The sequence below is a fragment of the Pseudomonas sp. A125 genome, from assembly GCF_055409485.1.
The window spans coordinates 306,139-318,671 of record NZ_JBUZVP010000004.1; the positions used below are offsets into that span (position 1 = coordinate 306,139).

Below are 12,533 nucleotides of genomic sequence, written 5' to 3' on the forward strand. Positions count from 1 at the left end.
CCGAGTGCTCCAAACGTTTTGTAGTAGAAAGTTGCGCACTACTACCGCGAAAAAAGTGGGCCGGATTATGCCAGAAAAGCCCAAAAAGAGTAGAGCCCTCCGGTCAGAACGGCGGAAATCCGGCGTTTGTCAGGTGAATTACCTGTGCTTAAACGTTTTAGTGGCGGGTGCCTGATGGGGTGTCTACGCCTGCGCCAGCGAATAACTGAGCAATATCGGCGGCGTCGAACAGGTAGCGCTGGTTGCAGAACTGGCAGTCGATCTCGATGTTGCCACCGTGTTCCACCACCAGGTCCTGGGCATCTTCCAGGCCCAGGCTGACCAGGGCCGTGGCCGAGCGCTCGCGCGAGCAACTGCAGTGGAAGCGCAGGGATTGCACGTCGAACAGGCGCACAGCGTCTTCGTGGTAAAGGCGGTGCAGGAAGGTTTCGTTGTCCAGGCCCAGCAGTTCTTCGGCTTTCAAGGTGCCAGCCAGAGCGGTGATGTGTGCCCAGCTTTCGGCGCGGTCATCTTCATCCTTGATGCGGTCGGCCGGCAGTTGTTGCAGCAGCAGGCCACGGGCGCGCTTGCCATCGGCATTGAGCCAGAAGCGGGTGCCCACTTGCTGGGACATCACGAAATAGTTGGTGAAGCAGTCGGACAGGGTTTCGCCGTCGAGGTCGACAATGCCCTGGTAACGCTGGCCGACAGTTGGGTCGACGGTCAGTGCCAACACGCCGTCAGGCATCAGGTCGGCCAGGGTTGCGTCGGGGGCGATGCGGTCCGCGTCGTAGCGGGCCAGGCCACGGATTTCGCGGGCGCTGGAGCATTCGATCATCAGCAGCGGGATCGGGCCTTCGGAACGAGCCTGCAGGATCAGCAAGCCATCGAATTTCAGGGTGCCCACCAGCAGCGAGGCAGCCGCCATCAGCTCGCCGAGCAATTGCGCAACCGGCTCCGGATAGGGGTGCTTGGCGAGGACTTCGGCATAGCTGCGCTCCAGGGCGACCAGTTCGCCGCGGGCGTCGCTGTCGTCGAAGATGAAGCGTTGGGTGAAGTCGGTATCCGGTAGATCAGTCATAGGTCTGGGTATCTGAATTGATGACAAAAAGATGACAAGGTTTATAGAATTACACGCTTTAGCACCAATTTGGTGCGGCCTTCTACGGAAAAAACGAAGCGCTTTAAAGCCAAGAGGAAACAGTTTATGAACAATCCGGGTTTGTTCCAAGCCAAGTGGAACCTCGGGCGATTGGCCCTGTGTAATTTACTCGCTGTGGGACTGCTGTGTTTTTGGCTCTGGCCGGCGGGCCAGGCGCTCTGCGTGGTTTTCGACGAGTGGCTGTTTCATCTGCTCAACGACCCCTTGGCGAGCAGCTCGACGTGGTTGCATGTGTGGGCGGTGGCCAGTTTGCGACCGTTTGATGCGGTGGTCGGGGTAATTCTGCTGGCGCTGTTGATCCGCGGCGACTGGGTGTTCAAGGCGATGGAGGTGCGCCAGGCGTTTTTCGGGTTCCTGGGCATTCTGCTGCTGTTGTTGTTTATCCGCGTGCTGTTTTCCAAGCTGGCGGCGCAGATGGGCTGGCAACACCATAGCCCGTCGATGGTGATCAGCGGGGCGATTCAGATGAGTGACTATTTCCCGGGCCTTGAGAAGACATGGGAGTTGAAAGACCGCTCCAGCCAGAGTTTCCCGGGGGATCACGCATCGGTGTTGTTGATCTGGGGCATGTTCATGACGGTGTTTGCCAAGCGGATCGGGCAGGTGTCAGTGATCTGGGGCTTGGCGCTGCTGTTCATGATGCCGCGGCTGGTGGCCGGCGCGCATTGGGGGCAGGACGACTATATCGGCGGGGTTTTGCTGGCGCTGTTGGCGTTGGGCTGGGGTTACTACACGCCGTTTGCGGCGAAGGTTTCGCGAGGGTTGGTACGGATTACCGCGCCGGTGTTTGATGGGTTTCAGCGGGTACCATTGGTCAATCGCTTGAGCGTTATCCGCAGCGCTTGAGTTGAAGTGCAGGAGCCGGCCTGGCTCCTGCGGTTTTCCGATTAATCATCATTGCCGCTGCCGCGAAACTTGAACAGATCGCGCCGTTGTTTCTTGCTCGGCTTGCCGTCGGTGGTCATGCCCAGGGAGCCAGCCTTGCGCATGGCCGCCGCGTTTTCGCGCTTGGCGATGCTGGCTTCGGTTTCGGTGTATAACGCCTGCGCCTCGGGAGCGCCTTTTCGCACAATTGAAAGCGCCTGGACCACGACGGTTCGCTCATCAAAACCGGCACGAATCTGGAACTCATCGCCAATGCGCGGTTCCTTGCCGGGCTTGCAGCGCTCGCCACGCCAATGCACCTTGCCGCTCTCGATGGCCGCCTTGGCCAAGGCGCGGGTCTTAAAGAAGCGCGCCGCCCACAACCACTTGTCCAAACGGACTTTTTCTTCCTCTTCCTGCTTTTGAGCCACTTGAATTCCTCGCTCTGAAAAATGTCGCAAACTAACAGCCAAACCTCGTCGACGCATAAACCCTGAGGCTCACCTAAGATACGCCAGGTGCCAGGCAGTTTTTATGAGTTTCCCTTTAACCGACTGATTTCTGAAGTCCGAGAGATATCTGTCGCCATTTGGTGAATATTCTGCGTGAATACCGCGAATTCGGCACCGAGCCCCGGCATCCTTTCGGGGACTGTCACAATCCGTGAGCAGTGGGGCACTACTGTCATTGCCGACTACGAAACATTTCTGATTGCCGGTTACCCATATTGAAGACATTTGACCATTTGACCGTTGTGGGTCTGCGTGAGTGGGTGGCACTTCCCGACTTGGGAGTGGCTGGCCTGCGCGCAAAGATCGACACCGGCGCCAGTACCTCAAGCCTGCATGCCACCGAGATCGAGCCGTTTGAGCGCGACGGTGCAAAGTGGGTGCGCTTCACCGCGCACCTGGGCAGCGTGGTGCAACTGCGTCACCGGCGCTGCGAAGCGCCGCTGGTGGCGATGAAAACCATTAAAAGCTCCAACGGCCAGGCCCAGGTGCGGTACGTGATCAGTACTACCCTGGCGCTGGGTGATCGGGTATGGCGGGTGGAGTTCACCCTCGCCTGCCGCAAAGCCATGCGTTACCGCCTGTTGCTGGGTTCCAAGGCGCTGATTGACGGCCAACTGGTGGTCAGCCCCGGCGTCAAATACGTTCAAGACAAGCCGGTGTTCCCGGTCTCTACTACCTCTGCCACAGGTGTTGCATGAAGATCGCTGTGCTGTCGCGTAACCCGCGTCTGTATTCCACCCGTCGCCTGGTCGAGGCCGGCACCGAACGTGGCCATGAGATGGTGGTGATCGATACGTTGCGTGCCTATATGAACATTGCCAGTCATAAGCCGCAGATCCACTACCGGGGCAAACCGCTGGAAGGTTTCGATGCGGTGATCCCGCGTATCGGTGCCTCAGTCACATTTTATGGCTGCGCGGTGTTGCGCCAGTTTGAAATGATGGGGGTGTCTCCCCTGAACGAGTCAGTGGCCATCGCCCGTTCCCGGGACAAGCTGCGTTCGCTGCAATTGCTGTCGCGCCGTGGCATTGGCTTGCCGGTTACCGGTTTTGCGCACTCCCCGGATGACATCCCCGACCTGATCGAAATGGTCAACGGCGCCCCGCTGGTGATCAAGGTGCTGGAAGGCACCCAAGGCATCGGCGTGGTGTTGTGTGAAACGGCCACGGCGGCCGAGTCGGTGATCGAGGCGTTCATGGGCCTCAAGCAGAACATCATGGTGCAGGAGTACATCAAGGAAGCCGGCGGTGCCGATATTCGCTGCTTCGTGGTGGGCGACAAGGTGATTGCCGCGATGAAGCGCCAGGCCAAGCCGGGGGAATTTCGCTCCAACCTGCACCGTGGTGGCAGCGCCAGCCTGATCAAGATCACCCCGGAAGAGCGCATGACTGCGCTGCGGGCTGCCAAGGTGATGGGGTTGAGCGTGGCGGGTGTGGATATCTTGCGTTCCAACCACGGGCCGCTGGTGATGGAGGTGAACTCTTCACCGGGCCTGGAAGGCATCGAAACCACCACCGGCAAGGATGTGGCGGGGATCATCATTCAGCATCTGGAAAAAAGTGGTGGGCCGAATATGACGCGCACCAAAGGCAAGGGCTAAACACCCCTGTAGGAGCTGGCTTGCCTGCGATACAGGCACCTCGGCTTTTCTGGCGAACCGCGGCGATGCCATCGCGGGCAAGCCCGGCTCCCACACAAGCCCTCTCCCACATTTAATCTGTGTTGGGTGTTAGACCGCGTCCCTGGGCAACATCAGCCCCAACGGCAAGCGAACCCGTGCTTCCAGGCCGCCATCCGGCCGGTTGCGCAACTCAACATTGCCGCCATGCATCGAAGCAATCCGCCGCACAATCGCCAGCCCCAGGCCTGTACCTTTGCCACCCCGGGCACGATCACCACGGGTGAACGGGTTGAAGATGCCTTCCAGCTCCGCCGGATCGATACCGGCGCCCCGGTCCATGACACTCAGCACCACGTAAGGCGCGCTGGTATCCCCGGAGACATACGCCGCCACTTCCACATCGGAACCGGCGTGATGCAGGGCGTTGCCAATCAGGTTGTTCAGCAAGCGCTTCATCGATACCCGACGCAACGCGAATGGCTGGATCGGCTCCAGGCGCATACGCACCTGCTCACCGTTCTGGTTGTAGGGCGCCACCACCTCACGCACCAGGTCCGTCAGGTCGACCTCTTCAACCACCTCATCCCGACCATCGCGGATAAACGCCAGGAACTGGTCGAGAATCGCGTCCATGTCTTCGATGTCGCGGACCATGTCATCGGTCAGGTCGGTGTGGTTACCCATCAGCTCCAGTGAAAGCCGCAAGCGCGTCAGCGGCGTGCGCAGGTCATGGGAAACCCCCGCCAGCATCAGCTCGCGCTCGCGCCCCGCCTGTTCGACATCCTCGGCCATCTGGTTGAACGCGCTGTACACCTCGGTCATTTCGCTCGGCGTGTCGCTGATGGGCAGGCGCACACTGCGGCCCTGGCCCAGTTGCCTTGCTGCAAACACCAGGCGTTTGAGTGGCTGGTTGAGTTGGCGCACAAAAATCCAGGCAGACGCGGTGGACAGCAATCCGATCGCCAGGAACCAGCCCAGCACGTTCCAGATCTTCTGCCCGCGCAATGGATGCGGATACAGTGGCACTTTCAGCCAGTCCTCGCCCAGGCTCGGCGCCCTCACCCAGAGCGCTGGCGACACATGCATACGCAGCCGCACCTCGGTGTCTTCACCCAGTTCGGCCTGCATCTGTCGCTGGTAGATTTCGCTGTAGGGCCAATGTTGCTCGCCCTCGGGCACACCTGCACCCGCCACCCGCACCAGAGTGGCGGCCTTGGCGATCTTCTCGCGGTTCTCGGGGTCTGCGGCCCAATAGGCGCGCAAGGTCAGGGCCACACCGTGGCTGTACTGCCGGTCCACCAGCACGTCTTCGTTCATCAACAGATAAACCAGTGTCAGCGCCTTGGAAAACAGTACGACGATGAGCACCAGCCAAAGGGTGCGTGAGAAGAAACTCTGCGGGAACCACAACGGGGTTTTCATAAAAGACAGCTAGACACCTTGCAGGAGCGAGCGAGGCTCGCAGAATTGCAAACGCCGGGCAACCGGCTGACGCTTATCGAGTCAACGCCGGCAGGCCCGCTTTTGCAAATCATTGGTCACTTGGTAGCAGTGCCATCCGGCACAAACACGTAACCCACACCCCACACCGTCTGGATATAACGCGGCTTGGATGGATCAGGCTCGATCATCCGGCGCAGACGGGAGATTTGTACGTCGATGGAACGCTCCAGGGCGTCCCACTCGCGACCACGGGCCAGGTTCATCAGCTTGTCGCGGGTCAGCGGCTGGCGAGCGTTCATCACCAGTGCCTTGAGCACGGCGAATTCGCCGGTGGTGAGCATGTGCACTTCATCGCCACGCTTGAGCTCACGGGTGGCCAGCGACAGCTCGTAGTCACCGAAGGTCACGCTTTCGTCTTCGCTGCCTGGTGCGCCCGGTACCGGGGCAGCCTGGCGACGCAATACGGCCTTGACCCGCGCCATCAGCTCGTCCGGGTTGAACGGCTTGGCCAGGTAATCGTCGGCGCCCAGTTCCAGGCCCTTGATGCGGCTCAGTTCGTCGCCCTTGGCGGTCAGCATGATGATCGGGATCTGATTGTTGGCGCCGCGCAGGCGTTTGCAGGCGGTCAGGCCGTCTTCGCCAGGCAGCATCAGGTCCAGCACCACCAGGTTGAAGACTTCACGTCCCAACAGGCGGTCCATCTGTTCGGTGTTTGGCACCGCGCGGGCACGGTAGCCCTTGGAGTTGAAGAAACGCTCCAGCAGGCTACTCAGCCCCGGATCATCATCAACGATGAGAATTTTTTCGCCTTCAGCAGTTTGTGCAGTGCTGCTCATTAGATGCTCCTCTTATCTCGGCGCGCATTATGGCGTAGCTGCCGTTATACGCACCGTGTGCATTGTTAGCAGATTTTTCCTCTACCGCCAGCGAACCCGCGCCCTACAACCATTGGCGCAATCCCCCCAAGCCCGGAACGCTGGTTATAATGCGGCGCCTTTGTGCAGGGCAACGTTAGTTCGTTACCGTCTACGGCCACGGGATTTTTTTCACCCGCTTGTAGTGATTTTTTCGATTTCGAGGGTCAATAGGCTGCCTCTTGACCCAGGCAGCGGCGCCAGTCGGGCCGCTCAACCAGCCTTGCAAGCCTTGTTTTACGGGCCTGCAAGCCTGCTTTCAGAATTTCAGGTGGTTTTATGGACAGCATCAACAGCCGCATCGCCGAGGAACTCGGTGTACGCCCACAACAGGTCGAAGCGGCCGTCGCTCTACTGGATGAAGGCTCCACAGTGCCCTTCATCGCCCGTTACCGTAAAGAAGTCACCGGCAGCCTCGATGATATCCAGTTGCGGCATCTGGAAGAGCGCCTGCGCTACCTGCGAGAACTCGACGAACGGCGTATCAGCATCCTCGCCAGCATCCAAGAACAAGGCAAGCTGACCCCTCAACTGGAACGCGACATCAAGCTCGCCGACACCAAGACCCGCCTTGAAGACTTGTACCTGCCGTACAAACAGAAGCGCCGCACCAAGGGCCAGATCGCCCTGGAAGCCGGCCTCGGCGAGCTGGCCGACGGCCTGTTCAACGACCCGGCCCTGGCCCCGGAAAGCGAAGCTGCACGCTTTGTCGATGCCGAAAAAGGCGTCGCCGACGTCAAGGCTGCCCTGGAAGGCGCCAAGTACATCCTCATGGAGCGCTTCGCCGAAGACGCCAACCTGCTGGAAAAACTGCGCAGCTACCTGAAACAGGAAGCCACCCTGAGTGCCCGCGTGATCGCCGGCAAGGAAGAGGAAGGCGCCAAGTTCCGCGATTACTTCGAACACGACGAGCCGCTGAAAAGCATGCCGTCCCACCGCGCCCTCGCGATTTTCCGCGGTCGCAACGAAGGAATCCTGAGCTCCGCGCTGAAAGTCGGCGACGAGCTGCCGGGCACCATGCACCCGTGCGAAGGCATGATCGGTCAACAATTCGGCATCCAGAATCAGAATCGTCCTGCGGACAAGTGGCTCGGTGAAGTCGTGCGCTGGACCTGGAAGGTCAAGCTCTACACCCACCTGGAAACCGACCTGCTGGGCGAGTTGCGCGACGGCGCCGAAACCGAAGCCATCAGCGTGTTCGCCCACAACCTGCACGACCTGCTGCTGGCTGCACCTGCCGGCCCGCGTGCCACTTTGGGCCTCGACCCGGGCCTGCGTACCGGCTGCAAGGTTGCCGTGGTCGACGCCACCGGCAAGATGCTCGACCACGCCACGGTTTACCCGCACGTGCCGCACAACAAGTGGGACCAGACCATCGCGATCCTGGCCGCCCTGTGCGCCAAGCACTCGGTAGACCTGATCGCCATCGGCAACGGCACCGCCAGCCGTGAAACCGACAAGCTGGCCGCCGAGCTGATCAAAAAATACCCAGGCATGCAGATGACCAAGGTGATGGTCTCCGAGGCTGGCGCTTCGGTGTACTCCGCCTCGGAACTGGCTTCCAAGGAATTCCCGGACCTCGACGTGTCGATCCGTGGCGCCGTTTCGATCGCTCGCCGCTTGCAGGACCCACTGGCCGAACTGGTGAAGATCGATCCGAAATCCATCGGTGTCGGCCAGTACCAGCACGACGTGTCGCAGCTGAAACTGGCGCGCGGCCTGGATGCGGTGGTGGAAGACTGTGTGAACAAGGTCGGTGTCGACGTGAACACCGCCTCGGTCGCGCTGCTGGCCCGAATCTCCGGCCTCAACGCTACCCTGGCGCAGAACATCGTGGCTCACCGCGACGAAAACGGCGCGTTCAAAACCCGTGCAGCGCTGAAAAAAGTCGCACGTCTTGGCGAAAAAACCTTCGAACAAGCCGCCGGCTTCCTGCGCGTCATGAACGGTGACAACCCGCTGGATTCCTCGGCCGTCCACCCGGAAGCCTACCCTTTGGTGCAACGCATTGCCGCTGAAACCGACCGCGACATCCGCTCGCTGATCGGCGACGCCGCGTTCCTCAAGCGCCTGGACCCGAAGAAGTACACCGACGAAACCTTCGGCGTGCCGACCATCACCGACATCCTGCAAGAGCTGGAAAAACCCGGCCGCGACCCGCGCCCCGAGTTCAAGACCGCCGAGTTTCAGGAAGGCGTCGAAGACCTCAAGGACCTGCAACTGGGGATGATCCTCGAAGGCGTGGTCACCAACGTGACCAACTTCGGCGCGTTTGTGGATATCGGCGTGCATCAGGACGGTTTGGTGCACATCTCTGCGCTTTCGGAGAAGTTCATCAAGGACCCGCGTGAAGCGGTGAAAGCCGGTGACGTGGTCAAGGTGAAAGTCATGGAAATTGATATCCCGCGCAAACGCGTCGGCCTGTCGATGCGCATGAGCGACACCCCGGGCGAGAAAATCGACGGTGCCCGTGGCGCCCGCCCCGGCTCGGCGCCACGCCAGTCGCAAGGTGCTGCACCCCGCAAGGAAACCGCTGCGCCAGCCCCGGCCAATAACGCCATGGCTTCGCTGTTCGCCAACGCCAAACAACTGAAGAAACGTTAATGGAACTGCCAGCCGGCTTGACCCACAGCGCTTTCAGCGACCTCATTGGCTGCCGCCTGCAACGCCTGGAAACAGGGGTTGCCGAGGTGGCCATGACCCTGGAACCGCAACTGCGCAACCGCGCTGGCAAGCTCCATGGCGGGGCGATCTTCAGCCTGGTGGACATTGCCATGGGGCTGGCCTGTTCCAGCTCCCATGGTTTCGACCAGCAGAGCGCGACCATCGAATGCAAAATCAACTACATCCGCGCCGTTTCCGACGGCGATGTGCTGTGCACCGCGCGGGTGATCCACCCCGGCCGGCGTACGCTGGTGGTCGAGGCTGACGTGTACCAGGACGAAAAACTGGTCGCAAAAGCACAAGGCACCTTCGCTGTCCTATAGCTCCCTGTCATCGATTTGAGTTAATTTCGGCGCTGCGAAAGTTGCGCCGAACTTTTCTTCGTGCGCGATAGCCAGATTCAGGGACGAGGGCGGCTCTTTTCAGAGTGGGTCAATCCGGCTCAAAAACCAGGCGATAACGCCAGTTTCCACTTCACCCTTGTAGACCGTCCTGACCACCCCCATATTGGGGCGACTGACGCGTGAAGGAATCCAACTTGAGCGAACTTCTCAACCGCCGCCTGGCCCTGCTCGGCAAGCACGAACACCTCTCTTTGCTCGAGCAATGCCTGCACGGCATCGAGCGCGAATGCCTGCGCGTCACCGGCGAGGGTCGGCTGGCACAAACGCCGCATCCCGAGGCCCTGGGCGCGGCACTGACCCACGAACAAATCACCACCGACTATTCCGAGTCGCTGCTTGAGTTCATCACGCCGGCGCTGCCTAACCCGGCCGACACCCTGAGCAGCCTCGACAAGATCCACCGTTTTGCCTACAGCAAGCTCGGCAACGAGTACCTGTGGAGTCCGTCGATGCCGTGCCCGTTGCCGGCCGAGGAAGATATTCCGATTGCCTACTACGGCACCTCCAACATCGGACAGCTCAAGTACGTGTACCGCAAGGGCCTGGCCTTGCGTTACGGCAAGACCATGCAGTGCATCGCCGGGATCCACTACAATTTTTCCCTGCCGGAAGACCTCTGGCCGTTGCTCAAGGAAGCCGAAGGCTTTGTGGGTACCGACCGGGATTACCAGTCCACGGCCTATATCGCGCTTATCCGTAACTTCCGCCGCTACAGCTGGCTGCTGATGTACCTGTTCGGCGCCTCGCCGGCCCTGGACGCGGGTTTCCTGCGCGGTCGCTCGCACCAGCTTGAAGTGCTGGATGCCGACACCCTGTACCTGCCGTACGCCACCAGCCTGCGCATGAGCGACCTGGGTTACCAGAGCAACGCCCAGGCCGGCCTGACGCCGTGCTACAACGACCTGGCGAGCTACACCGACAGCCTGCGCGAAGCGGTAGCAACGCCCTACGCGCCGTATGTCGAAGTCGGCACCCACAAGGACGGTGAGTGGGTACAGCTCAACACCAACATCCTGCAGATCGAAAACGAGTACTACTCCAATATCCGCCCCAAGCGCGTGACCTACACCGGCGAACGGCCGATCCAGGCGCTGGTGGCCCGTGGCATCCAGTACATCGAAGTGCGCTGCCTGGATATCAACCCGTTCCTGCCGATGGGCATCGACTTGCAAGAGTCGCGCTTCCTCGACGCGTTTTTGCTGTACTGCGCGCTGAATGACAGCCCACTGTTCGCCGACAACGAATGCGGCAATGCCAGCGCCAACTTCCTCAGCGTGGTCAAGGAAGGCCGCCGTCCGGGCCTGCAATTGCAGCGCCGTGGCGAGCCGGTAGACATGAAGGAATGGGCCGCCGAGTTGCTGGAGCAGATTGCGCCGCTGGCCGCCTTGCTGGACCAGAGCCAGGGCATTAATGAACACAGCCAGGCACTGGACGCCCAGCTGGCGAAGGTCAAGGACTCGTCCCTGACCCCGTCGGCCCAGGTGCTGGCGGCGATGAGCGAGCGTAAAGAGAGCTTTGCGCAGTTTTCGCTGCATCAGAGCCAGGTGCATGCCGAATACTTCCGCAGCGAGCCGTTGAGCGCTGAAGAACAGGCACGCTTTGAGACGCTGGCGCGCAACTCGCTGGCGCAGCAGGCGGAGCTTGAGCAGAACGAAGTGGGCGACTTCGACGTGTTTGTCGGCTCGTACCAGGCAAGTATTCTGGCGATCAGCAACTAAAAGCCTTACGCAAAACCCTGTGGGGGCCGGGCTTTTGTGGGAGCCGGGCTTGCCCGCGATGCAGGCGCCGAAGTATTTAATTAGTACCGAGTCGATGCTATCGCAGGCAAGCCAGCTCCCACATTTGACCTATGCGCCTTCTAGCCTAGTGCTCGCGTTTCTTCTCATAAGCTAATTCGAAAATGTTATTTATTTTAGGATTCTTAGATCATTTAGTCTTCTCACAAGCCGACCTCCGGCCGCCTGATGAGGACTTCCCCCTTGAAACTGCACTTCCCCCTTCGCCTCTTGGCGGCGTTGTCCTTGGCCGGTGCCAGCCTGTTTGCCCAGGCTGCCGACGTGACCATCGCTTACCAGACCACCGTTGACCCGGCGAAAGTCGCCCAGGCCGACGGCGCCTACGAAAAAGCCACCAATGCCAAGATCGACTGGCGCAAATTCGACAACGGTGCCGACATCATCGCCGCCATCGCTTCCGGCGACGTGCAGATCGGCTACCTCGGTTCCAGCCCGCTGACCGCTGCGGTTACCCGCAAGGTCCCGGTAGAAACCTTCCTGATCGCGACCCAGATCGGCGGCGCCGAAGCCTTGGTGGCGCGCAACGGTTCCGGGATCAACAGCCCGCAGGATTTGATCGGCAAGAAAGTCGCCGTGCCATTCGTTTCTACCGGCCACTACAGCCTGTTGGCCGCGTTGAAGCACTGGAACATCGACCCTTCGAAAGTGACCATCCTCAACCTCGCCCCGCCGGCCATCATCGCCGCCTGGAAGCGTGGTGATATCGACGCCACCTACGTGTGGGACCCAGCGTTGGGCGTAGCCAAGGAAAACGGCAAGGTACTGATCACCTCCGGCGAACTGGCCAAGTTCGGCGCGCCGACGTTCGACGCCTGGATCGTGCGTAAGGATTTCGCCGAGAAGCACCCGGAAATCGTCACGGCTTTTGCCAAAGTCACCCTGGATGCCTACGCCGCTTACCGCAAAGACCCACAAGCCTGGCTAGCGGACAAAGGTAACGTCGACAAACTGGTGAAGCTCTCCGGGGCCAAGGCCAGCGACATCCCGCTGCTGCTGCAAGGCAACGTCTACCCGCTGGCGGCTGACCAGGTCACCCTGCTGGGCGCACCGACCACCAAGGCTGTCACCGATACCGCCGCGTTCCTCAAGGAGCAAGGCAAGGTCGACGCCGTACTGCCGGACTACGCCCCGTACGTCAGCCCGAAGTTCATCACTAACTGATACCAGGAGTTAA

At 60.5% G+C, this 12,533-nt stretch carries 11 protein-coding genes; 7 read left to right on the forward strand and 4 right to left on the reverse strand.

All coding sequences use genetic code 11. The annotated features are described in order from the left end of the window. Window positions 1–157 precede the first annotated feature (157 nt). Window positions 158–1,060, reverse strand: coding sequence for an Hsp33 family molecular chaperone HslO (hslO, locus tag ACZRN6_RS08135; protein WP_464007662.1), 903 nt, complete (start codon window positions 1,058–1,060; stop codon window positions 158–160). Window positions 1,061–1,186: 126 nt separating this feature from the next. Between hslO and ACZRN6_RS08140 the strand changes: the two genes are divergently transcribed. Beyond that, a complete protein-coding gene (locus ACZRN6_RS08140; protein ID WP_464007663.1) occupies window positions 1,187–1,987 on the forward strand; it encodes a phosphatase PAP2 family protein in 801 nt (266 codons plus the stop codon). A gap of 41 nt (window positions 1,988–2,028) precedes the next feature. On the opposite strand, the gene ACZRN6_RS08145 is transcribed toward ACZRN6_RS08140, so the two are convergent. Next, window positions 2,029–2,436, reverse strand: a complete 408-nt coding sequence (locus tag ACZRN6_RS08145; RefSeq protein WP_017478112.1) for an RNA-binding S4 domain-containing protein — start codon at window positions 2,434–2,436, stop codon at window positions 2,029–2,031. Between the two features lie 296 nt (window positions 2,437–2,732). On the opposite strand from ACZRN6_RS08145, the gene rimB reads away from it, so the two are divergent. Both rimB and rimK read left to right on the forward strand, forming a co-directional pair. Then, window positions 2,733–3,215 (forward strand): retropepsin-like aspartic endopeptidase RimB, encoded by a 483-nt coding sequence (gene rimB, locus ACZRN6_RS08150; RefSeq protein WP_177089737.1) that lies wholly within the window; start codon window positions 2,733–2,735, stop codon window positions 3,213–3,215. Further along, window positions 3,212–4,117: a 30S ribosomal protein S6--L-glutamate ligase gene (gene rimK / locus ACZRN6_RS08155; RefSeq protein WP_003213178.1), complete on the forward strand. Its 906-nt coding sequence runs from the start codon at window positions 3,212–3,214 to the stop codon at window positions 4,115–4,117. The genes rimB and rimK overlap by 4 nt, the downstream gene beginning before the upstream one ends. 129 nt (window positions 4,118–4,246) lie before the next feature. Here rimK and ACZRN6_RS08160 read toward each other — a convergent pair whose 3' ends face one another. Together ACZRN6_RS08160 and ompR are read right to left on the reverse strand one after the other, a co-directional pair. Next, complete coding sequence (locus ACZRN6_RS08160) at window positions 4,247–5,560, reverse strand: ATP-binding protein (RefSeq protein ID WP_003213176.1); 1,314 nt, start codon at window positions 5,558–5,560, stop codon at window positions 4,247–4,249. Window positions 5,561–5,676: 116 nt separating this feature from the next. After that, the gene (ompR, locus tag ACZRN6_RS08165) at window positions 5,677–6,417 is read right to left on the reverse strand and encodes an osmolarity response regulator transcription factor OmpR (RefSeq protein ID WP_003213175.1); all 741 of its coding nucleotides are present in this window, start codon (window positions 6,415–6,417) and stop codon (window positions 5,677–5,679) included. A 357-nt stretch (window positions 6,418–6,774) separates the two neighbouring features. Between ompR and ACZRN6_RS08170 the strand changes: the two genes are divergently transcribed. From ACZRN6_RS08170 to tauA, 4 genes are all read left to right on the forward strand, one after another. Then, a complete protein-coding gene (locus ACZRN6_RS08170; protein WP_322142771.1) occupies window positions 6,775–9,099 on the forward strand; it encodes a Tex family protein in 2,325 nt (774 codons plus the stop codon). Next, complete coding sequence (locus tag ACZRN6_RS08175) at window positions 9,099–9,482, forward strand: PaaI family thioesterase (RefSeq protein WP_322142770.1); 384 nt, start codon at window positions 9,099–9,101, stop codon at window positions 9,480–9,482. The genes ACZRN6_RS08170 and ACZRN6_RS08175 overlap by 1 nt, the downstream gene beginning before the upstream one ends. Window positions 9,483–9,697: 215 nt before the next feature. After that, on the forward strand, window positions 9,698–11,281 hold the full coding sequence (gene gshA / locus ACZRN6_RS08180; protein WP_464007664.1) for a glutamate--cysteine ligase: 1,584 nt from the start codon (window positions 9,698–9,700) through the stop codon (window positions 11,279–11,281). 261 nt (window positions 11,282–11,542) lie between these two features. After that, the gene (tauA, locus tag ACZRN6_RS08185; RefSeq protein WP_003213167.1) at window positions 11,543–12,520 is read left to right on the forward strand and encodes a taurine ABC transporter substrate-binding protein; all 978 of its coding nucleotides are present in this window, start codon (window positions 11,543–11,545) and stop codon (window positions 12,518–12,520) included. Window positions 12,521–12,533: the final 13 nt, after the last annotated feature.

Excerpts from the sequence above, each read along its gene's own strand:
- hslO (WP_464007662.1), bottom strand. The coding sequence starts at position 1,060 with ATGACTGATCTACCGGATACCGACTTCACCCAACGCTTCATCTTCGAC.
- ACZRN6_RS08140 (WP_464007663.1), top strand. The coding sequence starts at position 1,187 with ATGAACAATCCGGGTTTGTTCCAAGCCAAGTGGAACCTCGGGCGATTG.
- rimK (WP_003213178.1), top strand. The coding sequence starts at position 3,212 with ATGAAGATCGCTGTGCTGTCGCGTAACCCGCGTCTGTATTCCACCCGT.
- ACZRN6_RS08160 (WP_003213176.1), bottom strand. The coding sequence starts at position 5,560 with ATGAAAACCCCGTTGTGGTTCCCGCAGAGTTTCTTCTCACGCACCCTT.
- ompR (WP_003213175.1), bottom strand. The coding sequence starts at position 6,417 with ATGAGCAGCACTGCACAAACTGCTGAAGGCGAAAAAATTCTCATCGTT.
- ACZRN6_RS08170 (WP_322142771.1), top strand. The coding sequence starts at position 6,775 with ATGGACAGCATCAACAGCCGCATCGCCGAGGAACTCGGTGTACGCCCA.
- ACZRN6_RS08175 (WP_322142770.1), top strand. The coding sequence starts at position 9,099 with ATGGAACTGCCAGCCGGCTTGACCCACAGCGCTTTCAGCGACCTCATT.